General features: G+C 40.2%; 23 protein-coding genes and 2 pseudogenes. 17 read left to right on the top strand and 8 right to left on the bottom strand.

Going from position 1 to position 24,333, the window contains the following annotated elements; translation table 11 throughout:
- Positions 1 to 2: 2 nt before the first annotated feature.
- From DXN33_RS07490 to DXN33_RS07465, 6 genes are all read left to right on the top strand, one after another.
- On the top strand, positions 3 to 1,169 hold the full coding sequence (locus DXN33_RS07490; RefSeq protein WP_115904749.1) for an acetyl-CoA carboxylase biotin carboxylase subunit family protein: 1,167 nt from the start codon (positions 3 to 5) through the stop codon (positions 1,167 to 1,169).
- A gap of 158 nt (positions 1,170 to 1,327) precedes the next feature.
- Positions 1,328 to 2,197, top strand: a complete 870-nt coding sequence (gene gla / locus DXN33_RS07485; RefSeq protein ID WP_115904748.1) for an aquaglyceroporin Gla — start codon at positions 1,328 to 1,330, stop codon at positions 2,195 to 2,197.
- Positions 2,198 to 2,321: 124 nt separating this feature from the next.
- Positions 2,322 to 3,047, top strand: a complete 726-nt coding sequence (locus DXN33_RS07480) for a CppA N-terminal domain-containing protein (RefSeq protein ID WP_115904747.1) — start codon at positions 2,322 to 2,324, stop codon at positions 3,045 to 3,047.
- Complete coding sequence (locus DXN33_RS07475) at positions 3,044 to 3,979, top strand: serine hydrolase domain-containing protein (protein ID WP_115904746.1); 936 nt, start codon at positions 3,044 to 3,046, stop codon at positions 3,977 to 3,979. Before DXN33_RS07480 ends, DXN33_RS07475 begins: the two co-directional genes overlap by 4 nt.
- Before the next feature lie 8 nt (positions 3,980 to 3,987).
- Positions 3,988 to 4,884, top strand: a complete 897-nt coding sequence (locus tag DXN33_RS07470; RefSeq protein WP_115904745.1) for a DMT family transporter — start codon at positions 3,988 to 3,990, stop codon at positions 4,882 to 4,884.
- 153 nt (positions 4,885 to 5,037) lie between these two features.
- Positions 5,038 to 5,796, top strand: coding sequence for a CPBP family intramembrane glutamic endopeptidase (locus tag DXN33_RS07465; RefSeq protein ID WP_115904744.1), 759 nt, complete (start codon positions 5,038 to 5,040; stop codon positions 5,794 to 5,796).
- Positions 5,797 to 5,848: 52 nt separating this feature from the next.
- Here the strand turns inward: DXN33_RS07465 and DXN33_RS07460 are convergent, their stop codons facing one another.
- On the bottom strand, positions 5,849 to 7,132 hold the full coding sequence (locus DXN33_RS07460) for a uracil-xanthine permease family protein (RefSeq protein ID WP_181897301.1): 1,284 nt from the start codon (positions 7,130 to 7,132) through the stop codon (positions 5,849 to 5,851).
- A 203-nt stretch (positions 7,133 to 7,335) separates the two neighbouring features.
- Positions 7,336 to 8,049: a 16S rRNA (guanine(527)-N(7))-methyltransferase RsmG gene (gene rsmG, locus DXN33_RS07455; protein ID WP_115904742.1), complete on the bottom strand. Its 714-nt coding sequence runs from the start codon at positions 8,047 to 8,049 to the stop codon at positions 7,336 to 7,338.
- A gap of 93 nt (positions 8,050 to 8,142) precedes the next feature.
- Here rsmG and DXN33_RS07450 point away from each other — a divergent pair, with 93 nt between their 5' ends.
- Together DXN33_RS07450 and htpX are read left to right on the top strand one after the other, a co-directional pair.
- A complete protein-coding gene (locus tag DXN33_RS07450) occupies positions 8,143 to 8,703 on the top strand; it encodes a LemA family protein (RefSeq protein WP_000219833.1) in 561 nt (186 codons plus the stop codon).
- 1 nt (position 8,704) lies between these two features.
- Positions 8,705 to 9,604 (top strand): zinc metalloprotease HtpX, encoded by a 900-nt coding sequence (htpX, locus tag DXN33_RS07445; RefSeq protein ID WP_115904741.1) that lies wholly within the window; start codon positions 8,705 to 8,707, stop codon positions 9,602 to 9,604.
- Between the two features lie 43 nt (positions 9,605 to 9,647).
- On the opposite strand, the gene DXN33_RS07440 is transcribed toward htpX, so the two are convergent.
- Positions 9,648 to 11,207 carry an ATP-binding cassette domain-containing protein gene (locus DXN33_RS07440; RefSeq protein WP_115904740.1) on the bottom strand — a complete coding sequence of 520 codons (1,560 nt, stop codon included), beginning with the start codon at positions 11,205 to 11,207 and terminating at the stop codon, positions 9,648 to 9,650.
- A 331-nt stretch (positions 11,208 to 11,538) separates the two neighbouring features.
- Positions 11,539 to 11,868, bottom strand: a complete 330-nt coding sequence (locus tag DXN33_RS07435; protein WP_084863164.1) for a helicase BlpT — start codon at positions 11,866 to 11,868, stop codon at positions 11,539 to 11,541.
- A 167-nt stretch (positions 11,869 to 12,035) separates the two neighbouring features.
- On the opposite strand from DXN33_RS07435, the gene DXN33_RS07430 reads away from it, so the two are divergent.
- From DXN33_RS07430 to DXN33_RS07400, 7 genes and pseudogenes are all read left to right on the top strand, one after another.
- A complete protein-coding gene (locus DXN33_RS07430) occupies positions 12,036 to 12,578 on the top strand; it encodes a DUF177 domain-containing protein (RefSeq protein WP_115904739.1) in 543 nt (180 codons plus the stop codon).
- Positions 12,578 to 13,207 carry an endonuclease III gene (nth, locus tag DXN33_RS07425; RefSeq protein WP_115904738.1) on the top strand — a complete coding sequence of 210 codons (630 nt, stop codon included), beginning with the start codon at positions 12,578 to 12,580 and terminating at the stop codon, positions 13,205 to 13,207. The genes DXN33_RS07430 and nth overlap by 1 nt, the downstream gene beginning before the upstream one ends.
- Before the next feature lie 221 nt (positions 13,208 to 13,428).
- The gene (gene pyrR, locus DXN33_RS07420) at positions 13,429 to 13,950 is read left to right on the top strand and encodes a bifunctional pyr operon transcriptional regulator/uracil phosphoribosyltransferase PyrR (protein WP_000850023.1); all 522 of its coding nucleotides are present in this window, start codon (positions 13,429 to 13,431) and stop codon (positions 13,948 to 13,950) included.
- Between the two features lie 18 nt (positions 13,951 to 13,968).
- Positions 13,969 to 14,892, top strand: a complete 924-nt coding sequence (locus DXN33_RS07415; protein ID WP_004260121.1) for an aspartate carbamoyltransferase catalytic subunit — start codon at positions 13,969 to 13,971, stop codon at positions 14,890 to 14,892.
- A 49-nt stretch (positions 14,893 to 14,941) separates the two neighbouring features.
- Positions 14,942 to 16,021 carry a carbamoyl phosphate synthase small subunit gene (locus DXN33_RS07410; protein WP_000166853.1) on the top strand — a complete coding sequence of 360 codons (1,080 nt, stop codon included), beginning with the start codon at positions 14,942 to 14,944 and terminating at the stop codon, positions 16,019 to 16,021.
- Positions 16,022 to 16,221: 200 nt separating this feature from the next.
- Entirely contained in the window at positions 16,222 to 19,398 is a 3,177-nt protein-coding gene (carB, locus tag DXN33_RS07405) for a carbamoyl-phosphate synthase large subunit (protein ID WP_115904737.1), read from the top strand.
- Positions 19,399 to 19,614: 216 nt separating this feature from the next.
- Positions 19,615 to 20,936: pseudogene (locus DXN33_RS07400) on the top strand (Nramp family divalent metal transporter).
- A 729-nt stretch (positions 20,937 to 21,665) separates the two neighbouring features.
- On the opposite strand, the gene DXN33_RS07395 reads toward DXN33_RS07400, so the two are convergent.
- Both DXN33_RS07395 and DXN33_RS07390 read right to left on the bottom strand, forming a co-directional pair.
- Complete coding sequence (locus DXN33_RS07395; protein WP_049491503.1) at positions 21,666 to 22,016, bottom strand: type II toxin-antitoxin system RelE/ParE family toxin; 351 nt, start codon at positions 22,014 to 22,016, stop codon at positions 21,666 to 21,668.
- Positions 22,006 to 22,290 (bottom strand): type II toxin-antitoxin system RelB/DinJ family antitoxin, encoded by a 285-nt coding sequence (locus tag DXN33_RS07390; RefSeq protein WP_049491505.1) that lies wholly within the window; start codon positions 22,288 to 22,290, stop codon positions 22,006 to 22,008. Before DXN33_RS07390 ends, DXN33_RS07395 begins: the two co-directional genes overlap by 11 nt.
- Positions 22,291 to 22,478: 188 nt before the next feature.
- On the opposite strand from DXN33_RS07390, the gene DXN33_RS09820 reads away from it, so the two are divergent.
- Positions 22,479 to 22,613, top strand: coding sequence for a hypothetical protein (locus tag DXN33_RS09820; protein ID WP_258864238.1), 135 nt, complete (start codon positions 22,479 to 22,481; stop codon positions 22,611 to 22,613).
- A gap of 118 nt (positions 22,614 to 22,731) precedes the next feature.
- A pseudogene (locus DXN33_RS07385) lies at positions 22,732 to 22,953 on the top strand (tyrosine-type recombinase/integrase); the annotation flags it as partial.
- Positions 22,954 to 23,057: 104 nt separating this feature from the next.
- Here DXN33_RS07385 and DXN33_RS07380 read toward each other — a convergent pair.
- Positions 23,058 to 23,300 carry a type B 50S ribosomal protein L31 gene (locus DXN33_RS07380; protein WP_000710764.1) on the bottom strand — a complete coding sequence of 81 codons (243 nt, stop codon included), beginning with the start codon at positions 23,298 to 23,300 and terminating at the stop codon, positions 23,058 to 23,060.
- Positions 23,301 to 23,395: 95 nt separating this feature from the next.
- The gene (locus DXN33_RS07375; protein ID WP_024057206.1) at positions 23,396 to 24,331 is read right to left on the bottom strand and encodes a bifunctional oligoribonuclease/PAP phosphatase NrnA; all 936 of its coding nucleotides are present in this window, start codon (positions 24,329 to 24,331) and stop codon (positions 23,396 to 23,398) included.
- Between the last annotated feature and the right edge of the window lie 2 nt (positions 24,332 to 24,333).

Below are 24,333 nucleotides of genomic sequence, written 5' to 3'. Positions count from 1 at the left end.
CTATGAATTACCTTGTTATTTCTCCCTACTATCCACAAAACTTTCAACAGTTTACCATCGAACTAGCCAATAAAGGTATTACCGTCTTGGGAATTGGTCAAGAGCCTTACGAGCAATTGGATGAACCTTTACGTAATAGCCTGACAGAATATTTCCGTGTTGATAATCTTGAGAACACAGACGAAGTCAAACGTGCAGTTGCTTTTCTCTTTTATAAGCATGGCCCAATTGATCGCATCGAATCTCATAATGAATACTGGCTTGAGCTGGACGCAGCACTCAGAGAACAATTCAATGTCTTTGGTGCCAAACCAGAGGATCTCAAAAAGACAAAATATAAGTCTGAAATGAAGAAACTCTTCAAAAAAGCTGGTGTCCCTGTAGTCCCTGGAGCTGTTATTAAGACGGAAGCAGATGTGGATCAAGCAGTGAAAGAAATCGGTCTTCCAATGATTGCCAAACCTGATAATGGAGTTGGGGCAGCCGCAACCTTTAAACTTGAGACTGAAGACGATATCAATCACTTCAAGGCCGAATGGGATCATTCAACTGTTTATTTCTTTGAAAAATTTGTCACTTCCAGCGAAATCTGTACCTTTGATGGGCTTGTGGACAAGGATGGTAAGATTGTCTTTTCAACAACCTTTGACTACGCCTATACACCGCTTGATCTCATGATGTATAAGATGGACAATTCCTACTATGTTCTTAAGGATATGGATCCCAAATTACGTAAATATGGTGAGGCTATCGTCAAAGAATTTGGTATGAAAGAACGGTTCTTCCATATCGAGTTCTTCCGTGAGGGGGACGATTACATTGCTATTGAGTACAATAACCGTCCCGCAGGTGGTTTTACAATTGATGTTTATAACTTTGCTCATTCCTTGGACCTCTATCGTGGATATGCATCCATTGTCGCAGGAGAAGAGTTCCCAGCGTCAGACTTTGAACCTCAGTATTGTTTGGCTACATCACGTCGTGCAAATGCTCATTATGTCTATTCTGAGGAGGACTTGCTTGCTAAATACAACCAGCAGTTCAAGGTTAAGAAAATCATGCCAGCAGCCTTTGCAGAACTTCAAGGAGATTACCTTTATATGCTAACAACTCCGAGTCGACAAGAAATGGAGCAGATGATTGCAGATTTCGGACAACGTCAAGAATAAGAACTCTCGGATTAAGGAAATGGATTCCCTTAATCCTTTTGTTTTTTATAATAAATGAAATCGCTTTCTCGTGTATTCTTTTAGAAAACCTGTTGCTAAAAGATATAAAAATTGATAGAATAAGGATTGTCTAAAAAATTTTAAGGAGAATCTATCAAATGGATTTCACATGGGCAATTAAATATGCCACTGAATTTTTGGGAACTGCTATTTTGATCATTCTTGGAAATGGTGCAGTTGCCAACGTTGAACTTAAAGGTACGAAAGGTCACCAAAGTGGCTGGATCGTTATTGCTGTTGGTTACGGTATGGGGGTTATGATTCCAGCTTTGATGTTTGGTAACGTATCAGGTAACCACATTAACCCAGCCTTCACTCTTGGACTTGCGATCAGCGGTCTCTTCCCTTGGGCACAAGTAGCGCCTTATATCATCGCACAAGTTTTGGGTGCTATCTTTGGTCAAGCATTGGTTGTGGCAACACACCGCCCATATTACTTGAAAACTGGAAATCCAAACAACATCTTGGGTACTTTCTCAACCATTTCAAGTTTGGATAATGGTACAAAAGAATCACATTTCGCAGCAACCGTTAATGGTTTTGTAAACGAGTTTATCGGTTCATTTGTTCTGTTCTTTGCAGCTCTTGGATTAACTAAAAACTTCTTTGGTGCTGAGGTTCTTCAATACATGAAACAAATGGCTAGTCAAGCAGGTCAAACAGTTGATTTCTCTGATTTAGCAATTAAAGCTCAAACAGCACCTCATACAGCTTCAGGTCTTGGAATTGCTCACTTGGCACTTGGATTCCTTGTTATGGCCTTGGTAACATCACTTGGTGGACCTACAGGACCTGCCTTGAACCCAGCCCGTGACTTGGGGCCACGTCTCCTTCATGCTTTCCTTCCAAAATCAGTTCTTGGTGAGCACAAAGGTGATTCAAAATGGTGGTACTCTTGGGTACCAGTAGTAGCACCGATCGCAGCAGCAATTGCGGCAGTAGCTATCTTCAAATTCCTTTACCTATAAGAAATTGAAACCGGGGCAATCCTCGGTTTTTTAGATGAAATTTTTACGAAAAATCGGTAAATTTGAGCATAATATCTTGTAAAAAATTCTAAAATCCTTTAAAATAAAAGAGTTGGAGGAGTTTATGAATGTAAATCAGATTGTACGGATTATTCCTACTTTAAAAGTAAATAATAGAAAATTAAATGAAACATTTTATATAGAGACCCTTGGTATGAAGGCCTTGTTAGAAGAGTCAGCCTTTCTGTCACTAGGTGATCAAACAGGTCTAGAAAAGCTGGTTTTAGAAGAAGCTCCAAGTATGCGTACTCGTAAGGTGGAGGGAAGAAAAAAATTAGCTAGATTAATTGTCAAGGTGGAAAATCCCTTAGAAATTGAAGGAATCTTATCTAAAACAGATTCGATTCATCGCTTATATAAAGGTCAAAATGGCTACGCTTTTGAAATTTACTCTCCAGAAGATGATTTGGTTTTGATTCATGCGGAAGATGATAGAGAAAGTCTAGTAGAAGTAGAAAAAAATCTTGAATTTCAAACAGATTTGGAATCAATTTCTTTAAGTATATTTGAGATTTCTATGGAATTACATCTCCCAACTGATATCGAAAGTTACTTGGAATCATCTGAAGTTGGGACATCACTTGGTTTTATCCCAGCTCAGGGGCAAGATTTGACTGTGGACAATACGGTTACTTGGGACTTATCTATGCTCAAGTTCCTGGTCAATGAACTAGATATAGAAAGTCTTCGCCAGAAGTTTGAGTCTACCGAATATTTTATTCCTAAGTCTGAAAAATTCTTCCTTGGTAAAGATAGAAATAATGTTGAATTGTGGTTTGAAGAAGTATGAAGTGGACCAAGATTATTAAAAAAATAGAAGAACAAATCGAGGCAGGGATCTATCCCGGAGCCTCTTTTGCATATTTTAAGGACAATCAATGGACGGAGTTCTATTTAGGCCAGAGTGACCCAGAGCATGGCTTGCAGACAGAGGCAGGACTAGTTTACGACCTAGCCAGTGTCAGCAAGGTTGTTGGAGTTGGTACCGTTTTTACCTTCTTGTGGGAAAGAGGTCAATTAGATATTGACAGACCAGTAACCGATTTTTTACCTGAAAGTGATTATCCAGACATCACTATTCGCCAGCTCTTGACTCACGCAACAGACCTTGATCCGTTTATTCCCAATCGTGATCTTTTAACAGATTCAGAATTAAAGGAAGCGATGTTTCATCTCAATATACGAAATCAGCCAGCCTTTCTTTATTCGGATGTCCATTTTTTGCTGTTAGGTTTTGTTTTGGAAAGAATCTTTGATAAGGATTTGGATGTGATTTTAGAGGAGCAAGTTTTTAAATCTTGGGGAATGATGGAAACCCAGTTTGGTCCTGTTGAGTTTGCTGTTCCAACAGTCAGAGGTGTGGAAGCAGGTCTAGTGCATGATCCCAAAGCTCGTCTCCTGGGCAGACATGCAGGTAGTGCTGGTTTATTTTCGACTGTAAAGGATTTACAAATCTTTTTAGAACACTATTTAGCAGATGAGTTTGCAAGAAATTTGAGTCAAAATTTTTCTCCTTTGGATGACAAGGAACGTTCTTTGGCATGGAATTTGGAAGGAGATTGGCTAGACCATACGGGTTATACAGGTACCTTTATCATGTGGAATCGTCAGAAGCAAGTAGCGGCTATCTTCCTATCGAATCGTACCTATGAAAAGGATGAGCGGGCTCAATGGATATTAGACCGCAATCAAGTGATGGACTTGATTCGCAAAGAAGAGTAAGGAGAGACATGTCAAACAGTTTAAAAGGGATTCTATTAACAGTTGTGGCTGGTATTGCTTGGGGCTTGTCAGGAACGAGTGGCCAATACCTGATGGCACATGGAATTTCGTCTCTGGTTTTAACTAACTTACGACTTTTAATCGCCGGTGGGATTCTCATGTTCTTGGCTTATGCTACTGCAAAGGATAAAATGCTGGCCTTTTTAAAGGATAGAAAAAGTTTGCTATCTCTTCTCATTTTTGCTCTAATTGGTCTTTTTCTCAATCAATTTGCCTATCTAACTGCTATTCAGGAGACCAATGCAGGTACCGCGACAGTGCTTCAGTATGTTTGTCCTGTCGGGATTTTGATTTATAGCTGTATCAAGGATAAGGTGGCGCCGACACTGGGAGAGATTGTTTCTATCATATTAGCCATTGGAGGGACCTTCCTGATCGCAACTCATGGGCAGTTGGACCAGTTATCCATGACACCTGCAGGCCTGTTCTGGGGTCTCTTTTCTGCTCTGACTTACGCACTTTATATCATTTTGCCCATAGCCTTGATTAAGAAGTGGGGGAGCAGTTTGGTTATTGGTGTGGGAATGGTCATAGCAGGTTTGGTCGCTCTTCCTTTTACAGGAGTTCTACAGACTGTTATCCCAACTAGTCTTGATTTTCTCCTCGCTTTTGCGGGCATTATTCTTATCGGGACTGTCTTTGCCTATACAGCTTTCCTTAAAGGAACCAGTCTGATAGGACCGGTCAAGTCAAGCTTGTTGGCTTCAATTGAGCCAATTTCGGCTGTTTTCTTTGCCTTCCTAATCATGAATGAACAATTTTATCCTATTGATTTTCTTGGTATGGCAATGATTTTAATTGCAGTCACTCTGATTTCTTTGAAAGATTTATTGTTAGAGAAATAAACAAAAAAATGAAAGTAGATGATAACCACTCTCAAAGAGGGGTTATTTTTACTAGTAAACGTCTTTAAATCTAAATGAATTAATGAAATTTTATAAAAGTTTAAGCCTTTTTTCTTAAAATATTTATATGAGTATAGAATACCTGGAGAAAATATGAATATTTTAAAAAAAATACATCCATCTAAACCTCTAAAATACTTGAGATGGTTTGATATTGTGATTATTACGATCATAATGTTTGGTCAGTTTATAATTCGTTCAACCGAGCTATTTTTAGCAAATACGTTTCCAACGGGTGTATCAAGTACAGTAGGGACAGTTAGACAGGCTGCAAGCGAAGGTGCTGCTTATTTTAGTAATTTTACCCTGCAAGCTATATTACTGACTGTGACCTTACTCTATCTTTTGATTCGAAACTATGATTTTAAACAGCTTCCTATTCGCTGGAATTGGTCCATTATCTTTTGGGTTCCATTTATATTTGCTTTAGTGGGACTGTTTGGAGACTTGGTTACAACTCTCACTGGTAAATATAATTACTTTAATCCAGACCTTTTTGCCTATATAGATTTCACGCAAATAATAGGGAAGTTTTTAGCTCTCAGCCCGATAGCGATTGCCTATGCCTTGCTTAATGGATTTTATGAAGAGTTTTTCTTTCTAGGTTTGTTAACTTCAGTGAAGGAAAAACACAAGTGGTTGATTTTGCTTTATTCTATGATTATTCGTATTTCCTTCCACACCTATCAAGGATTAGTATGGGCTTTGGTAATCGGTGTAGTATATGGCTTATTCTATTATTTCTTATACAAATATAAAATTAAAAATCTCCTTCCATTCTTTCTCATGCATGCTTTAGCAGATATGTTTGGTTCTAGCCTGATCTATCTATTGGTTGCTTGGGGGACTTAAGAATCAAAAAAGTCCGCTCAGTTATCTGAGCGGACTTTTTGTTTCAAGACGTTTAGTCTTTGTTTTCATATGGTAAGATCAAGTTCAAAATGATTCCTGTCATGGCTGATAGGGCAGTACCTGAAAGGGTAACTGGACCGAGTTTAAGGATAGCTCCTCCAAGTCCAAGGACCAACATAGCACTTGCGATGATTAGGTTACGCATTTGAGCGAAATCAACACGTTCTTTGATCAAAACTTTCAAACCGTTGCTGGCGATAACCCCATAGAGAAGGATTGACATACCACCAAGTACAGCATTTGGAATAGTTGAAATCAAGGCAGTGAATTTACCAAGGAAGCTAAGGGCAATCGCGATGAAGGCAGCGTTACGGATAACTGAGACAGAAGCGATACGAGTCATACCAATAACCCCTGTATTTTCTCCGTAAGTTGTATTGGCTGGTCCACCAAGGAAGGCAGAAACAGAAGTTGCGATACCGTCACCAAGAAGAGTACGGTGAAGACCTGGTTCTTTCAAGAATTGACGACCACAGATTTGACCCAAAACAGTATGGTCTCCGATATGTTCAGAAATTGTTACGATAGCGATTGGCAAGATAGCGATAGTTTCTGGACCAAAGTAAAGATTGTATTCTTTAAAGGCACCACCTGTGCTAAATGGCAAGTAGAAACCAGGGATTTCAAACCAGTTAGCTTTAAGAACTGGTGTAAAGTCAACCAAACCAAGAGTTAGTGCGAAGAGGTAACCACCGATAATGGCAAAGAGGAATGGAATGATTCGTAGGAAGCCTTTTCCTTTTGTATTGATAAAGGCAGCAATCAAGAAAGTAACAACTGCTACAAGAGCATTTTTCCAATTTCCATCCGCTACAAGACCAGCGTTAGTAACAGCTGAACCTGCAAGTCCAAGACCGATAACGATGATCATAGGTCCGATGATGATTGGTGGCAAGAGTTTATCAATCCATTTTGTACCCGCAAAACGAACACTTGCAGCCACAAGGACATAGACTAAACCAGTCAAGATAACCCCTGTTTGTGCAGCTGATACATCCCCTCCTAGTTCCTTCATAGCCAGTGACATTGCTGTGATAAAGGCAAATGAAGAACCTAGATAAACGGGAACTTTAAAACCAGTTGAAATCATATAGATGAGTGTCCCGACACCTGAAGCAAAAAGGGCAACAGATACAGGCATTCCCAAAATCAAGGGTACCAAGATGGTCGCACCAAACATGGCGAAAACGTGTTGGAAACTAAGGAGAATTCCTTTTCCAGCCGAAGGACGTTGGTCAACGTCTAGTAACAAATCAACAGTTGATTCTTGTTTCATATAAACCTCACTTTTGGGCATCAAAAAAGAGCCCATTATTTTACAGCAATAGGCCCTCAGAGTAAGACTTCTCTAAAATCTAGACTTTAAAGAATTTTAAATATTTCTGCGTCTTCGTCACCTCACGGGATGACATTAAAAACCTTTGCTTGTGATAGTATAGCAGAAATTCCGAACTTTGTAAATATTTTTTACTAAAAAATTTAAAGTGGGCGTTTGTTGGGCATGCCAGCCTTACGTGGATATTTATTTGGCGTTTCCTTTTTCTTTTCTACCACTGTGATGTAACGTGGATCTCCATTTGGTAGGGCGTAGCTGAGATTGTCTTCGACTTTACTAAAAAGGAGGTTGAGGGCATTCTTAGCTTCTAATAATTCCTCAGGCGCATTGCTGGCCTTGAGCGCCAATAGTTTTCCGCCAACTTTAAGGTAGGGAATAGTCAATTCAGACAAGACCTGCATACGGGCAACCGCACGAGCTGTTACAAAATCATATTGAGCACGGAAGTTTTTATCTTGTGCAAAATCTTCGGCACGTCCATGGTAGAAATGAACTCCGTTCAAATCCAGTTCTTGAGCCAACAGTTGGAGGAAGTTGATGCGCTTGTTGAGAGAATCAATGATGGTCACATCTAACTGAGGATAGAGGATTTTCATTGGTAGACTAGGAAATCCTGCCCCAGCTCCAATATCAAGAAGTTTGATAGTTTCATTGGGAATCAAGCCTTGCAGAATAGGCGCAATCGAATCGTAAAAATGTTTGAGATAAACTTCTTCCTTGTTCGTAATAGCCGTCAAATTAATCTTCTCATTCCACTCGACCAAGAGTTCAAAATAACGTTCAAATTGTTTTTTTTGCTGGTCCGAAAGTGAAAGATTTTGCTCGGCAAGCAAGTTGTAAAATGTTTCTGGTTTCATAGTTTTTTCCTTCTTTAGTATCATCTTATTTTACCACAATCATTAAAAATTTGATATACTGGTACTAATCTAAAAGCAGAAAGGACTTATATCATGACTTGGATTATTCTTGGAGTTTTAGCTCTTATTGTTATTTTTGTGATTGTTAGCTATAACGGTTTGGTTAAGAATCGTATGCAAACAAAGGAGGCTTGGAGTCAGATTGATGTTCAGTTGAAACGTCGAAATGACCTCTTGCCAAACTTGATTGAGACTGTAAAAGGTTATGCCAAATATGAAGGTTCTACCCTTGAAAAGGTGGCAGAACTACGTAACCAAGTGGCGGCAGCGACTTCACCAGCAGAAGCTATGAAAGCTAGTGATGCCCTTACTCGTCAGGTTTCAGGTATTTTTGCAGTTGCAGAAAGCTATCCAGATTTGAAAGCTAGTGCCAACTTTGTTAAATTGCAAGAGGAGTTAACAAACACAGAAAATAAAATTTCTTACTCTCGTCAACTCTACAACAGTGTTGTCAGCAACTACAATGTAAAATTAGAAACTTTCCCAAGCAATATTATCGCTGGAATGTTTGGATTTAAAGCAGCAGATTTCCTTCAAACACCAGAAGAGGAAAAGGCAGTTCCTAAGGTTGATTTTAGCGGTTTAGGTGACTAAGATGTTGTTTGATCAAATTGCAAGCAATAAACGAAAAACGTGGATTTTATTGCTGGTATTTTTCCTACTCTTAGCTCTTGTTGGCTATGCGGTTGGTTACCTCTTTATGAGGTCTGGGATTGGTGGTTTGGTTATCGCACTGATTATCGGCTTTATCTATGCCTTGTCCATGATTTTTCAATCGACAGAGATTGTCATGTCCATGAATGGAGCGCGCGAGGTTGATGAGCAAACTGCACCAGATCTTTACCATGTAGTGGAAGATATGGCTATGGTCGCTCAGATTCCTATGCCCCGTGTTTTCATCATTGATGATCCGGCCTTAAATGCCTTTGCGACAGGTTCTAATCCTCAAAACGCAGCGGTTGCTGCGACTTCAGGTCTCCTTGCTATCATGAATCGCGAGGAGCTAGAAGCTGTTATGGGACATGAAGTCAGTCATATTCGTAATTATGATATCCGTATTTCGACTATTGCTGTTGCCCTTGCTAGTGCTATCACCATGCTTTCTAGTATGGCAGGTCGTATGATGTGGTGGGGTGGAGCAGGTCGTAGACGAAGTGATGATGACCGAGAAGGAAATGGCTTAGAAATCATTATGCTAGTGGTTTCCCTACTAGCTATTGTGCTGGCACCTCTCGCTGCAACCTTGGTGCAACTAGCTATTTCTCGTCAGAGGGAATTCCTAGCTGATGCTTCTAGTGTTGAGTTGACTCGCAATCCTCAAGGGATGATTAATGCTCTACGTAAGTTGGATAATAGTAAACCGATGAGTCGTCCTGTCGATGATGCCAGCAGTGCACTTTATATCAATGATCCTAAGAAAGGTGGAGGGTTCCAAAAACTCTTTTATACCCACCCACCTATCTCAGAACGGATTGAACGTTTGAAACGTATATAAAAAAATCCAGAGGTCGTCTCTGGATTTTTGCTATGTTGAAAATTTATAAATCTTCTAAATTAACTATCTCCAAACCGTGTTCTGTCAAGCGATAGATAGTCGAGCAAACTTCTTTTAAGAAACGACGGTCATGCGAAACAGTGATGAGACCACCAGGATAAGTGGCAAAGAGTTTTCTGATTTCGGGTTGAGAAGTTGGAGAAAAGTTTCGTGTGGGTTCATCTAGCAGGAGAAAGTTTGGTTTGCGCAAGACTAAATCCAAAAGCAGAAGTTTTCCCTGTTGTCCGCCAGATAAGGAGCGAATTTGATGCTGCATTTCTGGATAACTGAAATTGAGACTTGCTAAGTGAGATTGGATTTTCTGTAGTTCCTCTTTTTCTCCAGTTTTGCTGAGGTAGGCTATTGGTGATAAATCCAATTGCAGTTTTTTGTGGTAATCTTGTGGCATAAAACCAAGGGAAATCTCTCTTTTATCATTCAGAATTCTCTGTACCTTGGCTAACAGAGTTGATTTTCCAATACCATTTGGCCCGATAATACCGATTTTTTCTTGGCCATGGACAGTTAGTTGTAGCTGCTGAGCCAAAACACGGTCGTCAATGGACAAATTTTCTTTTTCCAGTTGGATTAAGACTTTAGATGTCGGTAATGGCTGTATATCTGAGAAAAAAAGTCTGATTTCTTCCTCTTCAAGTGGTTTTTGGGTCATGGACTGAGCTGTCTTTTCAATACGTTTTTCTTGAGAGAGAACATTTTTCATCTTTTTAGCCAATAGGCGACCTGCAGTACTGTCTTTAGTAGCTCGAAGCGCAGTTTCTACATTTTGCTTGACTCGCCGATGTTTTTCCATGGTTTTATCGTAGGCTCTTTTGTCGTTAGCAGCTTGCTGGCTTTGTTTGATAAAATTAACCTTTCTCTGGTCACTATAGCTATCATAATCTAAATGCTCTACTAGTGTTTCCGCTTCTTTCCGGTGCTTGACCAGTCGCAAGTGGACAATAGTGTCTGCCGTTTCAGAAAGAAAGTCTTCATCATGGGAAATGAAAATAACGGTTTGCCTCATCTTCTGTATCTGTCTTTTTAGCCAATCAACCGTCTCAAGGTCCAGGTCATTTGAAGGTTCATCTAAAAATAGAATCTCAAAGGGTTTGGCTAACTCATGGATGAGCTGAATTTTCAAAGCTTCGCCACCCGATAGGCTCCCGATATTTTGGTCACTAGCAAAGCGATCACTATCAAAATGCAACTCTTCAGCTAAGCGATAAAGGATACTGTAGTCTAAATCAATAGAATCTAAAAAGAAGTAGTCGTGTAGACTTCTCTTTTTCAGCTCCTCGGGGAGTTTTTGAGGAATGTAAGCTAGTGATTGATAATCAGATTGAATGTCACCCCTGATAGTGAAATCAGGCAATGCTTCTCCCATTAAAGCTCGCAGCAAGGTTGATTTTCCATTTCCTTCTTCGCCAATAATAGCTACCTTTTCCCCGTCTTGGATGGTCATGCTTAAGTCAGAGACAAGATTTCGTAAATCTTTGTTTTGAGTGATGGTCAGGTGATTGATTTTTATCATATTGTTGCCCTTTCTAGAATGTCGATAGTGCATAACAAAAAGCTCTACTTTATCTAGTAGAGCCCAAAGTCACTGTCAAAACTCTATTATCCTCGTTGAAAAACTCGTCAAACTAGCTTGGAGTTGCCTAACCCAACCCAAGAGGAGCATAGCTTTCTAGTTTTTTGATTTTCATAGATGATAAAGTACTAGAAAATCTAGTACAAAAAGAGCACACAAAAAGAGACAAAAACAAGATCTACTAAATAAAGGTTCTTTATTTGATAGACTTAGTTGTTCATGTCTCCCTTACCTCCGAGTATTAGTATCTCTATACTATACCTTTCAGGATATTTTGTCAACAGAAAACCGACAATTCTAATCTCTAAAATCCGAAAACAGGTCCATAAAGAGTTAGTACGTGTTTGACATGCTCGTAATGGAACTTGTCATAGTTTCGCCAAGCAGTGCGTGCTTGATCGTTGAGTTTTAGGCTACCGAGGCCTATCAGAAGACTGGTACGTTGGTAAAATTTCTCAAGATCGATTAAGATACTGTTGTTCAACTTTTCCGCTTTTTTGAGCTCTTGCAGAGTAGTATTTAGCAGCTCTTGCAGTCGAATATCATCTGCCGTACCCTGTTTGCAGCTTTGGAAACTTTTATTTAACTCGGATAGGAGTTGGGTTGCATTAGCAATGAGTTCTTTGTTTTCCATGTGAGCATCCTCCTTGCTCTGATGTATTATTGCCTATAGTATAGCACTAAAAAACAAAAATGTCATAGTAAATATGTTAAAAAATGAATTTTAATTATAAAGTTTGGTGGGCTGATTTGTAGCCTTTTCGTGGTATAATCAAGAGAGTAAATCTTTATGGAGGAAGTATGAAATTAAATATTCAAGAAATTCGTAAGCAGTCTGAAGGCTTGCATTTTGAACAAACGTTAGACCTAGCCGCAGACCTGCGTGCACGTAATCAAGAAATTTTAGATGTAAAAGATATCCTTGCAGTTGGAAAAGTACAGTACGAAGACCGTATGTATTTCTTAGACTATCAACTATCTTATACCATTGTTCTTGCTTCAAGTCGCAGTATGGAGCCAGTTGAGTTAGTTGAATCTTATCCAGTAACGGAAGTTTTCATGGAAGGCGCAACTAACCAACTAGATCAGGAAGTTTTAGACGATGATTTGGTCTTGCCTATCGAAAATGGAGAACTTGACCTTGCTGAGAGCGTATCAGACAATATCCTACTAAATATTCCTATTAAGGTCTTGACGGCTGAAGAAGAGGCTGGTCAAGGATTTGTGTCAGGAAATGACTGGCAAATCATGACAGAAGAAGAATACCAAGCCCAACAAGCGGTTAAGAAAGAAGAAAACAGTCCTTTTGCTGACCTACAAGGACTATTTGATGGAGACGAATAATGGTCTTGTCAAAAAAACGCGCACGAAAGGTGCTAGAAGAAATCATTGCTCTTTTTCCAGATGCCAAGCCTAGTCTTGATTTCACCAATCATTTTGAACTTTTGGTTGCGGTCATGTTGTCAGCTCAGACAACGGATGCAGCGGTAAATAAGGCCACACCAGGTCTCTTTGCTGCCTTTCCAACGCCACAAGCCATGTCTGTTGCAACAGAAAGTGAAATTGCCTCACACATTTCTCGCCTAGGACTGTATCGAAATAAGGCTAAATTCCTTAAAAAATGTGCCCAACAGTTACTAGAAGATTTTGATGGTCAAGTCCCTCAAACACGAGAGGAATTGGAGAGTTTGGCAGGTGTTGGTCGCAAGACAGCCAATGTTGTCATGAGTGTAGGCTTTGGAATTCCAGCTTTTGCAGTGGATACTCATGTAGAGCGTATATGTAAACACCACGATATCGTCAAAAAGTCAGCGACACCACTTGAGGTGGAAAAGCGGGTCATGGATATCTTACCACCGGAGCAGTGGTTAGCAGCCCATCAGGCAATGATTTATTTTGGACGAGCCATTTGTCATCCTAAAAATCCAGAGTGTGATCAGTACCCACAGTTATATGACTTTAGCAATTTATAAGCAATTTATAAGATGGGGTTTTAAAAGTTTTTGCTTGATTTTAAGCATGCTTTGTGCTATAGTATTTGATAACTAAATATTCCTTTAAACCTGTCCCGTGAGGCAGGCAAGGAGCGCGATAAAGTAGAAGGGTGAAGTCTATACTGTTTGCAGTAGGGCTCGCTTGGCTATACATTTCAAGTCTCCTTGTTTAAGGAGACTTTTCTTTTTGGAGGTTTGTCATGAAGACAAAAGAAGTTGTAGACGAATTGACTGTCAAACGAGCGATTACGCGTATTACTTATGAGATTATCGAACGCAACAAAGATTTGAATAAGATTGTCTTGGCTGGTATTAAAACTCGTGGTGTCTTTATTGCCCACCGTATCCAGGAACGTTTGGAGCAGTTAGAAAATCTTTCAGTTCCTGTCGTAGAATTGGATACCAAACCTTTCCGTGATGATGTTAAAAGTGGAGAAGATACTTCTTTGGTTTCTGTCGATGTGACAGACCGCGAAGTTATCTTGGTGGATGATGTGCTCTATACAGGTCGTACCATACGTGCTGCTATTGATAATATTGTCGGTCATGGCCGTCCTGCGCGCGTGAGTTTAGCTGTTCTAGTCGATCGTGGACATAGAGAATTGCCAATCCGTCCAGATTACGTTGGAAAGAATATCCCAACCAGTCGTTCTGAAGAAATCATCGTAGAGATGGCAGAACTTGATGGCCAAGACAGAGTTCTGATTACTGAAGAAGCTTAGAAAGCTAAAGGAGTAGCCATGTCAGAAAATCAACAAGCATTGAACCATGTGGTGTCCATGGAAGACCTCACTGTCGATCAAGTGATGAAATTGATCAAGCGAGGAATTGAGTTTAAAAACGGAGCTCAGCTTCCTTATGAAGACCATCCGATTGTTTCCAATCTTTTCTTTGAGGATTCTACACGGACGCATAAGTCCTTTGAAGTGGCAGAGATTAAACTGGGATTGGAGCGACTTGACTTTGATGTGAAGACTAGTTCAGTCAATAAGGGTGAGACACTTTATGATACCATTTTGACTCTGTCTGCTTTAGGAGTGGATGTCTGTGTGATTCGCCACCCTGAGGTTGACTACTACAGAGAGTTAATTGCAAGTCCAACGATTACGACTTCCATCATCAATGGTGGAGATGGGTCGGGCCAACACCCTAGCCAGAGCTTGCTTGATTTGATGACTATTTATGAGGAATTTGGTCACTTTGAGGGTCTTAAGGTTGCGATTGCAGGTGACTTGGACCACTCACGCGTTGCTAAATCCAATATGCAGATTTTGAAACGCTTGGGAGCTGAACTTTACTTTGCTGGACCTGAGGAATGGAGAAGTCAAGAGTTTGCAGACTATGGACAGTTTGTAACTATTGATGAAATCATTGATCAGGTGGATGTCATGATGTTTCTCCGTGTGCAACATGAACGCCATGATAGTGGAGCTGTCTTTTCAAAAGAAGACTACCATGCCCAACACGGCTTGACTCAAGAACGTTATGACCGTTTGAAAGAAACAGCAATCCTTATGCACCCAGCTCCAGTCAATCGTGATGTAGAAATCGCAGACCACTTGGTTGAAGCACCAAAATCACGGATTGTCCAACAAATGACCAATGGTGTCTTTGTTCGAATGGCAATCTTAGAATCCGTACTGGCGAGTAGAAACGCCAACTAAAACACAAGACGTTAAAAGACGCCAGTGAGCGTCCACGAGAGGTGAAAATATGACAAAAAGACTTCTAGTATTAGAAGATGGCACAGTTTTTGAAGGCAAGGCCTTCGGAGCAGATATCGATGTAACAGGTGAAATTGTCTTTAATACAGGTATGACTGGCTACCAAGAATCCATTACAGACCAGTCTTATAATGGACAAATCTTGACCTTTACTTATCCTTTGGTTGGAAACTATGGAATTAACCGTGATGATTACGAATCCATTATTCCAACTTGTAAGGGAGTCGTTGTTTTCGAAGAGGCACGTAGAGCAAGCAACTGGCGTAACCAAATGACCTTGGATGAATTCTTGAAAGCTAAGAAAATTCCAGGTATTTCAGGAATTGATACGCGTGCCCTTACCAAGATTATCCGTAAGCATGGTACTATGCGTGCAACCTTGACCCATGTTGGGGACAGCATGGACCATGTGACTGACCAACTCCAAGCGACAGTCTTGCCGACGGATAATATCAAGCAAGTTTCTACTAAAACTTCATATCCAGCTCCAGGAGTTGGTTTGAGTGTGGTGCTAGTGGACTTTGGTCTCAAGCACTCAATCTTACGTGAACTTTCGAAGCGCAACTGTAACGTGACGGTTGTTCCTTATTCAACAACGGCAGAAGAAATTCTCCATCTCAATCCTGACGGAGTTATGTTGTCAAACGGTCCAGGTAACCCAGAAGATGTTCCACAAGCACTTGACATGATTCGTGGTGTGCAAGGAAAAATTCCAATCTTTGGTATTTGTATGGGGCATCAACTCTTTGCAATGGCAAATGGTGCTAAGACCTATAAGATGAAATTTGGACACCGTGGATTCAACCATGCGGTACGTGAAATTGCAACAGGACGCGTAGACTTCACCAGCCAGAATCATGGTTATGCAGTCAGTCGTGAGGATTTGCCAGAACATTTAATCATTACCCACGAAGAAATCAATGATAAGTCAGTTGAAGGTGTACGTCACAGATACCAACCTGCTTTCTCTGTTCAATACCACCCAGACGCAGCCCCTGGTCCACACGACGCAAGCTACCTATTTGACGAGTTTATCGAGATGATGGAAGCTTTTAAACAATCAAACTAAGAACGAGTAAAAGCTCGTCGGAGAATTTATTTAATGTCAACCCGAGAGTTGCCGAATAGAAAGGAGAAGATACATTGTTCGCGGAAGTGAACACGCCCTAAGAACTGTGTGAAAAAGATAAACATCGTCTTGACGCTGAAGGCGTCTGCACCGAATTTCCTATTTCCACTGTGTTCTTTACGGGCTTTGTATCATAAACTATGCCTAAACGTACTGATATTCAAAAAATTATGGTGATTGGTTCTGGTCCGATTATTATTGGCCAAGCTGCTGAGTTTGACTACGCTGGGACCCAGGCTTGCTTGTCGTTGAAAGAGGAAGGTTATGAGGTTGTTTTGGTTAACTCAAACCCTGCAACCATCATGACGGACAAGGAGATTGCTGATAAGGTTTATATTGAACCGATTACACTTGAGTTTGTGACACGTATTCTTCGTAAGGAACGTCCAGATGCCTTACTTCCAACCCTTGGTGGGCAAACTGGTCTTAATATGGCCATGGAATTGTCTAAAAATGGTATCCTCGATGAGCTTGGTGTTGAACTTCTGGGAACTAAATTATCTGCCATTGATCAAGCGGAGGACCGTGACCTCTTTAAACAATTGATGGAAGAATTGGAGCAACCAATTCCAGAATCTGAAATTGTTAACACTGTCGAAGAAGCTGTTGCCTTTGCAGCGACAATTGGTTACCCAGTCATCGTTCGTCCAGCCTTTACCCTAGGTGGTACTGGTGGTGGAATGTGTGCTAATGAGGAAGAATTGCGTGAAATCGCTGAAAATGGATTGAAATTGTCACCTGTTACCCAATGTTTGATTGAACGTTCAATCGCAGGTTTCAAGGAAATCGAATACGAAGTGATGCGTGACTCAGCAGACAATGCTTTGGTTGTTTGTAACATGGAAAACTTTGATCCAGTTGGGATTCACACAGGGGATTCCATTGTATTTGCCCCTGCGCAAACCATGTCAGACTATGAAAACCAAATGCTACGTGACGCGAGTTTGAGCATCATTCGTGCCCTTAAGATTGAAGGTGGATGTAACGTTCAGTTGGCCCTTGATCCCCACAGCTTCAAGTACTATGTCATCGAAGTAAACCCTCGTGTGTCGCGTTCTTCAGCCCTTGCTTCTAAGGCGACAGGTTATCCGATTGCCAAATTGGCTGCCAAGATTGCCGTCGGTTTGACCTTGGATGAGGTGATCAACCCAGTTACAGGTTCAACCTATGCCATGTTTGAACCAGCCCTTGACTACGTGGTTGCCAAGATTCCACGTTTCCCATTTGACAAGTTTGAAAAAGGTGAGCGCCGTCTTGGGACACAGATGAAGGCCACTGGAGAAGTCATGGCAATCGGTCGAAACATCGAAGAATCTCTCCTTAAGGCCTGTCGTTCCCTTGAAATTGGGGTGCACCACAATGAAATGCCTGAACTTGCAGCAGTTTCTGATGATGCCTTGATTGAAAAAGTTGTCAAAGCCCAAGATGACCGTCTCTTCTACGTATCAGAAGCTATTCGTCGTGGTTATACACCTGAAGAGATTGCTGAATTGACCAAGATTGATATCTTCTATCTTGATAAACTCTTGCACATCTTTGAAATTGAGCAGGAATTGGGTGCCCATCCACAAGATTTAGAAATCTTGAAAACAGCCAAACTCAATGGTTTCTCAGACCGTAAGATTGCTGAACTCTGGAAAATGACTGCTGAGCACGTTCGTCAGCTTCGTTTGGAAAACAAGATTGTCCCAGTCTACAAGATGGTAGATACTTGTGCGGCAGAATTTGACTCTGAAACACCATACTTCTATTCGACCTATGGTTGGGAAAATGAATCAATCAAGTCTGATAAGGAATCTGTACTAGTCCTAGGTTCAGGTCCAATCCGTATCGGTCAAGGGGTTGAGTTTGACTACGCAACTGTTCACTCGGTTAAGGCTATCCAGGCTGCTGGCTATGAAGCCATTATCATGAACTCAAACCCAGAAACCGTTTCTACAGACTTCTCTGTATCAGATAAGCTTTACTTTGAGCCATTGACATTCGAAGATGTTATGAATGTCATTGACTTGGAGCAACCAAAAGGTGTTATCGTTCAGTTCGGTGGTCAAACAGCCATCAACCTTGCGGAGCCATTGGCAAAAGCAGGTGTGACCATCCTTGGTACACAGGTTGCTGACCTAGACCGTGCCGAAGACCGCGACCTCTTCGAGCAAGCTCTTAAAGATTTGGACATTCCACAGCCACCAGGACAAACGGCTACCAATGAAGAAGAAGCAGTTCTTGCAGCTCGCAAGATTGGCTTCCCAGTTCTTGTCCGCCCATCTTATGTACTTGGTGGACGTGCCATGGAAATCGTTGAAAACGAAGAAGACCTTCGTTCTTATATGCGTACTGCGGTTAAGGCAAGTCCAGACCACCCAGTTCTTGTTGATTCTTATATCGTTGGACAAGAGTGTGAAGTTGATGCCATTTCAGATGGTGAAAATGTCCTTATCCCTGGTATCATGGAGCATATCGAACGTGCTGGTGTCCACTCAGGTGACTCAATGGCCGTATATCCTCCACAAACCTTGTCGCAAAAGGTTCAGGAAACCATTGCAGACTACACAAAACGCCTAGCAATTGGTCTTAACTGTCTTGGTATGATGAACATCCAGTTTGTTATCAAGGATGAAAAAGTCTACGTTATTGAGGTCAATCCACGTGCCAGCCGTACGGTTCCATTTCTTTCTAAAGTGACCAATATCCCTATGGCTCAAGTAGCAACCAAGCTCATTCTTGGTCAAAAACTTGAAGAACTTGGCTACCAAGATGGACTTTACCCTGAAAGCACCCGCGTTCATATCAAGGCACCTGTCTTCTCCTTTACCAAACTAGCTAAGGTAGACAGCTTACTTGGTCCGGAAATGAAGTCAACAGGGGAAGTTATGGGTTCTGATACGACTTTGGAAAAAGCTCTCTATAAGGCCTTTGAAGCTTCTTACCTCCACTTGCCAACTTTTGGAAATGTTGTATTTACTATTGCTGATGATGCCAAAGAAGAAGCCTTGGACTTAGCTCGTCGTTTCCAAAATATTGGATATGGAATCCTCGCGACAGAAGGGACAGCAGCCTTCTTTGCTAGTCATGGATTGCAAGCCCAACCTGTTGGTAAGATTGGTGATGACGATAAGGATATTCCAAGCTTTGTTCGTAAAGGAAGAATCCAAGCTATCATTAACACAGTAGGAACCAAACGAACTGCAGATGAAGATGGTGAGCAGATTCGCAGTTCAGCTATTGAACACGGAGTGCCCCTCTTCACAGCCCTAGATACAGCTAACGCCATGCTTAAGGTACTTGAAAGCCGTAGTTTTGTCACAGAAGCAATCTAGTTGAGAAAAATTTTTCATATTTTTAAAACCAGCGTCAGAAAACGCTGGTTTTTTTCAATACTGTTCTTGCTTGTTTTAACTACCATGCTTTCCTTAAGAATCATTTCAAAATGTGATATAATATGAATAAATTGGAAATAGGAAATTATTTTCATTATATTTTCAAAAATCCATTAATAAAATAGGTAAAGACAAGATTAGAAAGTGAATATTCCGATGTCTTCTTACAAAAAGGTCTCTCTTTCTGAAATCAACCAATCTATTGAAACTCCGAATAACAATCATTTTTGCAAAATCTAAAAGTATTTTTGGGGACTGGAGTTCTTGTAGCAGTTGGTTATATGGATTCTGGAAACTGGATTACCAGTGTTGTTGGTGATGCTTCCTACAAGCATAGTCTCTTATTTGTTATTTTGATTTCATCCATTATCTCCATGCAGTTACAACAGATGGCTGGAAAGCTCGGTATCGTGACTAGGATGGATCTAGTGCAGGCAACAGCTCATCATGCTCCCAAGTGGTTCCGCTATAATCTATGGTGATTTTAGAATTAGCTTTGATAGCGACAGACTTGGCTGAGGTTTTAGGTTCAGCAATTGCCTTAAATCTTTTATTTAAAATACCAATAAAGTTCGCGATACTTCTAACCGTTTTAGATGTATTTCTTTTGCTTTTGTTGATGAAATTTGGCTTTAAGAAGATTGAAGCTATTGTTACAACCCTTATCTTAACCTCTTTTCTTATCTGGTGGCTTTATCTAATCCGAGTATGCAGAGGATCTTTGGTGGTTATTTGCCGACTTCGACTTTATTTGAAAGTCCCCTGCCAGGACATGAGGGTCAATTGACCTTGGCTTTAGGGATTGTAGGAGCGACAGTCAGGCCCCATAATCTCTATCTTCATTCATCCTTACCCCAAATAAGGAAAATCAACCATAAGGATAAGAAAGATATTTGAAAAGCTGTTCGTTTTATGACCTGGGACTCAAATCTTCAGTTGTCCCTAGCCTTTGTTGACAATTCCTTACTTCTCATTTTAGGAGCATCGCTCTTTTTTGCTCATGCGTCTGAAATTTCAGCATTCTCCCAAATGTACAATGCTTTACAGGATTCGATAATAGCAGGAGCAATAGCCAGCTCAACTCTGTCAACTTTATTTGCCCTAGCCCTCTTAGCAAGTGGCAAGACTTCGACCATTACAGGTACCTTAACAGGACAGATTGTCATGGAAGGTTTCTTGCATCTGAAATTGCCTCAGTGGATGATTCGTATCGGTACCCGGATTTTTGCCTTGCTACCTGTTATTATTGTCGCCGTCTTATTTGGACATCAAGAAAAACCTTGGATCAGTTATTGGTTTATTCACAGGTCTTTCTGTCAATCGCTCTTCCGTTTTCAATCTTTCCTTTAATCTATTTGACTTCTAAGAAGTCACTAATGGGAGAATTTACCAATGCCAAGTGGAACACAATCCTAGGTTACACGGTTGCAATCATCTTGACCATTCTCAATATCAAGCTTCTTTTCGATATTTTTTAAATCTATTTAAATCAGGTCTCGGCATCAGCTTGAAGATTGATAAAGAAATAATAGCAGTGGTTGGTTTATAAAAATAAGAAACAAAAAAGAACAGCCAAAGCTGTCTTTTTATCATTATTTGAGAGCGTATTTTAAATATATATACATACTCTATGGTGTTTAAATCCTTATTAAATCAACGTTTCTAAAAGGGGTGTAGCTGTAAAATATTATATATATACAGTATTGTTAAACCAAGACGGAGCCAAAAATTAAAATTTCGGAGCTTATAAAATAATGAAAGTTGTCTCAGGTGTTTGAGATTTTTTTTGACAAGAAAAAACTCTTGAATATAATCCAAGAGTAAAACGAATAGGACCAGTGGTGGAGCGGGTTCTTTACAGCATAAAGCTGAAGGCAGTACCTAACCTGTACCTAAAACAAGTACCTTTGAGCAAACTGTTACCAGTCACCCGACATCATCCTATCCTTATCCATAGTTTAGTATAAATAAGAGAGAATGTCAACAATAATTTTTATTAACTTAGGTGTTTGTGATATTTGACTTCTCCTTGATTGATTTATTCCAATTTTACAAAGATATACTCTATAGTGTTTAAATAGTTATTAAATCAACGTTTCTAAAGGGGGGCGTAGCTGTAAAACATTATATATATACAGTATTGTTAAACCAAGACGGAGCCAAAAATTAAAATTTCGGAGCTTATAAAATAATGAAAGTTGTCTCAATCAGTTGAGCTGTTTTTTATTGTCTTTTTGTAGCAAAGTGACATAGTCACTTTTAGTGTGGAATAGGTGAGATAAAAAAACAGTGTTTCGTTTTTGATCGATGAAGTAAAGCAAAACATATTGGTCAATAATTTTTCCTCGTGTTGGATACTTGCTGTTAATTTTTATTCCGATTTTCTCATCAGCGTCAAAACCTGCTTCAGGAAAAATTTCTAAACTTTTTAAGCTGTCTAAAATTTTAGCCACAGTATTTTTGGCAGATTGAGGTGATAGAAGTACCGTAGCTATATAGTTGTGTATATTGTCGATAGCTTCCTCGACCTCTTTTGAAGCTATCACTTTATAAGCCATAGCGTACCCTCATATTGTCTAGGGAAGTGCCTTCTCCTGCCTCGTATTCTCTCAAGGCTCGTTCAGATTGGGCTTGTAATTCCTCAATCAACTGTTCTCTATGTAGATCTTCGGCCGTCTTAATAGGCAAATCTTGCTCCAGGACTATTTGCTCCACAAATAAAGAAATAGCATCTGTCATTGTCATTCCCTTTTCCTTGATAATATTTCGAGCTTGTTCCATAGTAGCTTCATTCAGTTTAAAATTGTATTGTTTTGATAATGTTATAGCCATGATATATCTCCAATCTATACGTTATAGATTGATTATATACTAGATATAGATTTTAATCAAGAAAAAGAGGCTGGGACAATAGTCTCTTATCTTCAAAAAAGCAACGGATTTGTCGTTGCTTTTTTACATGGTTGCGATAGTCTTGGTAAAATAGAATTGCCCAATAAAGCATTTAGAAAGACTATCCCATGCATATTCACTATAACACAAATCAAACAACTTTACCACTAGAAATCCGTTCTTTCTTGCCACAAGACCATCTCGTCTTTACTATTGAAAAAGTAGTGACTACCTTTGAAGATTGTAACTTCCACGCCTTCTAATTGCCTACTCACAAGAGATTTTCTCTGGACGAAAAATTGAAAAAATGATGATTGAAAACCTCGCTATGCAGTACCTAACAGGACAGTTGGTTGTCAGCTGCCGCACTATAAATAGCCCATTATCAGGAAAAATGGCTTGAAGAAGATAACTCCTCATGGCTTCAGGCATACTCATGCTACCTTGATGATTGAAACGGGTGTAGATCCTGTTAATGCAGCCAAAAGGTTAGGTCATGAAAGTAGTCAGATGACCCTGGATACTTATAGCCATTCTACAGTAGCAGGAGAGAAGAAAGCTATCACAAAATTTGTAGATTACCTGGATAGTGCAAAAGGTTAGTTTTCCAAGACGGTACCAAAAACGGTACTAAAAATAAAAAAAGCCAATTCCAATTTCTTGGAAAAGGCTTTGTATCAACGTTTTTAAGCAATAAATGCGGTTGATTATTTGAGACCGTATTTTTTGTTGAAACGATCCACGCGTCCATCTGCTTGAGTGAACTTTTGACGTCCAGTGTAGAATGGGTGTGAGTCTGATGAAATTTCCACACGGATCAATGGGTAAGTTTCGCCTTCGAACTCAACTGTTTCGTTAGAGCGTTTTGTTGAACCGCTAAGGAATTGGTAACCAGTAGTTGTGTCCATGAAGACAACTGGGCGATATTCTGGATGGATATCTTTTTTCATTTTGCAATATTTCCTTTCTGCCATGGTCTCTTTGCGAGCCATAGATTGTTACCTTACTAGTCTATCAGATTCTGAAAAGTTTGGCAAGTATTTTATCAGTTTTTAAGCAAGTTTTTTAACTTTTGGTAGATGATTTCGTTTTCTTCTAAACTATAGGAATTAGCTCCGCTTGCTAGAGGGTGGCCTCCACCATCATGTTCTTTGGCAATTTCATTGATAGGATGGATTTTACTGCGTAAGCGAACTCGGTAGTGGCCATCAGCCTGCTCCACAAAAATTCCCCAGAGACTAACACTGTCAATGCGTCCAGGTGCGCCTACAATGGCTGCAGTTTCCGCATCGGTGACATTGAATCGTTTTAAGATTTCCTGACTCAGAATCACGCGAGCTGCGCCATTTTCATCCACTTCCAGATGATCGTAGATATAGCCTTGAAGTTTAGCAATTTTGTAACTCATAGTGTCCATTTTGCGAGTGAGAGCCGCAAAGTCAAAGTTATGTTCTCTCAGAGAGGCAGCCAGACGGAGGGTCCGTGCAGTGGTAGAAGGGTAGAGGAAGCGACCTGTATCACCAATAATACCTGCAAAGAGCAATTCAGCAGCGCGATCTGACAAGGCCAGTTGGGTTGTTTGGGCAAATAGGGTAATCATCTCACTAGCGCTACTTGAACTAGTATCTACCCAAGACAGGTCACCGTATACATCATCATTTGGATGGTGGTCAATCTTAATGAGAAAATCACCTTGACTATAGCGCTTATCATCGATACGAGCAGTATTGGCCGTATCACAGACGATGACAAGGGCGCCTTGGTAGGCACTATCTTCAACAAAATCCATCTCAGCCATCCAAGTAAGAGTTGGTTCATCAAAACCAACTGCTTTGATAGTTTTTTCTGGGAAATGATGTTTGAGAAGAGCTTTCAATCCCACCTGACTTCCCAAGGCATCTGGGTCTGGTTTCATATGACGGTGAATGATAATCGTGTCGTATTCTTTGATTTTTTCTAAAATTTGATGGCAAATGTCCATAA

The organism is Streptococcus sp. NM (genome assembly GCF_003390135.1).
GTDB lineage: Bacteria > Bacillota > Bacilli > Lactobacillales > Streptococcaceae > Streptococcus.
The sequence above is the reverse complement of the archived record's forward strand: the minus strand, read 5'-3'. Positions and strand labels throughout refer to the sequence as shown.